Here is a 2195-nt window from a genome sequence, read left to right as displayed (position 1 = left end):
GTGGAGTCTGTGGAGACGCCAGGGGTGGAGCAGCGCATCAGCCTGGGGGCCGTGAACTCCCTCACGGAGGTCTCGGCCGGGCGCGCCGTGGACCCTGGCTTCGCCGCGCGCACCGCCCTCAAGCTCTTCGGGGATTTCGGCTATCGCAAGCTCGGGCTCATGGTGGGGCTCAAGGGCAAGTGGTGCACCGTGCGCGGCCTGCACCAGGAGAACGGCGTGGAGTTTGTCCTGCGGCGCTCGGGCTTTACGGGCGTGGACGTGGTGATCGGCAACACGGAAAACGCCATCCCCTTCGCAGACCTGCTTGCCCGTTTCATGAATATCATGAATAAGAGGATCGAGACCAAGGTGAGGTTCGAACTGCCCCATCTGCACGCCCCCCCGGGCAAGGCGACCGGACCTGAAGGCAACGTACCCAAAGCGAGGGAATGAACATGATCGCGGCCCGTAAGACGTACCTGGCTATGGTCCTCCTGGCGGCGCTGACCGGAGCGTGCGCCACGGTGAACGTCAACTTTCCGGCCAGCGAGGTGGCCCAGAGCGCCGATCTGCTGGTGGCCGACGCCTTCGCCACGCGCAACATGGTGGCCACGCGCGGCCCGGGCCAGAACCTGCGCATCGATGCCGTGCCCAACCCCGCCGTGAAATCCTCCATGGAGGCCATCCTGGGCCGCCAGGCCAGCCTCAAGCCGTTCTACGACGAGGGCTGCGTGGGCATCGGCAGCGACGGCTACCTCTCCCTGCGCCCCGGCGACGCCGCCTGCGCCAAGCAGGCCGATCTGGCCAAGGCCCTCGTGGGCGACGACAACGCCGACCGCAAGGCGCTCTATGAGGCCCTGGCCACAGACCTCAAGGTCCGCAAGGCCGACGTGCCGCGCATCGGGGCCATCTACGCCAAGGCCTGGCGCGACAACGCCCGCACCGGCTGGTGGGTGCAGGCCGAGGACGGCAGCTGGTCCAAGAAATAGCGGTCGCGCTCCCTGGGCTTGCGTGCCGGCCCGTCAACAGTCTGCGAGGAGGGTCACGCCATGACAGGCGTCCGCTTCCTGGCGTCCCTGGCCGTGTGCGCCGCGCTGTTGTTCAGCGGCTGCTCCACCTACAAGACCTTCACGCTCCTGCGCGACGAAAAGCCCCAGGAGGCCCTGCCCCTGGCCGAGAAGGCCCTGGCCGAGCACGAGGCGGCCTACGGGCCGGATTCCACCCTGGTGGGCTACGACGCCGTGATCCTGGGCGAAACGTACCGCCGCCTGGGTGAATACGAGAAGGCGCGCCTGACTCTGGACAAGGCCCTGGGCATCTTCCTGCGCAAAGAGGGCGAGAACGGCAAGAACGTGCTCTACGTGCGCTACATGGTGGCGGAAATTCCCTATCATAAAGGGGATTTCGCCAAGGCCGAGGCCATGTTCAAAGAGTTGGTCCCCCAGGCCGAGAAGGTAGGCGGCCCCAACGATATGACCCTGGCCAAGTGTCTGGCCAACCTGGCCACCATCCACTCGGACCAGGGGCGCTACGCCGAGGCCCGGCCAGAGGCCGAACGCGCCCTGGCCATTCTCATCAAGACCGAGGGGGCTGGCAGCGAGTTCGTTGCCGCCGCGCGGTCGGTCCTTTCCCTGGTCTGCATGGGCATGGAGGACCTCGCCTGCGCCCGCGACCAGATGGAACTGTCCAAGGCCTCCCGCGAGAAGCTTTGGGGGCCGAATAACATCAACACCGCCATCTCCTACGGCAACCTCGCCGTGCTCTACGCCAAGCTCAAGGACTATCCCCGCTCCGAGGAATACAGCCTCAAGGCCATGAGCGTGCTCGAAAAGAACCTGCCGCCGGACCATCCCCACATCGCCACGCTGCGCAACAACCTCTCCTTCGTCTACCAGAACACCGGACGACAGGCCGAGGCTCTCAAATTCTCCAAGCAGGCCATGGAATCCTCCCTCAAAACCCAGGGAGCGGAACACCCCGACATGGCCCTGCGCCTGAACAACATGGCCGTGGACCACTTTTCCGCCGGCGACACCGCCAAGGCCTTGGAATACCTGGGACAGGCTGTGGGCGTCGTGGAGCGCACCCTGGGCCCCAACCACCCCACCCTGGCCCAGCTGCTCAACAACCAGGCGGGCCTGCTCTACCAGACCGGCCGCGGACAGGACGGCATCAAGCTCCTGGAGCGCGCCAAGGCCATCAGCGAGGCCTCCCTG

At 66.2% G+C, this 2195-nt stretch carries 3 protein-coding genes; all 3 read left to right on the top strand.

Annotated elements, in window-relative coordinates:
• The coding region (locus tag ACV4UX_RS18810; RefSeq protein ID WP_491594814.1) for a hypothetical protein at positions 1-432 on the top strand (432 nt) is incomplete at its 5' end.
• A 2-nt stretch (positions 433-434) separates the two neighbouring features.
• On the top strand, positions 435-968 hold the full coding sequence (locus ACV4UX_RS18805) for a DUF1318 domain-containing protein (protein ID WP_491594813.1): 534 nt from the start codon (positions 435-437) through the stop codon (positions 966-968).
• A 60-nt stretch (positions 969-1028) separates the two neighbouring features.
• Positions 1029-2195 (top strand): tetratricopeptide repeat protein (locus ACV4UX_RS18800; RefSeq protein ID WP_491594812.1); only part of this gene is annotated, 1167 nt, incomplete at its 3' end.

It is taken from the genome of Fundidesulfovibrio sp. (assembly GCF_058402725.1).
The sequence above is the reverse complement of the archived record's forward strand: the minus strand, read 5'-3'. Positions and strand labels throughout refer to the sequence as shown.

What these genes read in the sequence shown, in the direction of transcription:
- ACV4UX_RS18805 (WP_491594813.1), top strand. Translation starts at nt 435, where the DNA reads ATGATCGCGGCCCGTAAGACGTACCTGGCTATGGTCCTCCTGGCGGCG.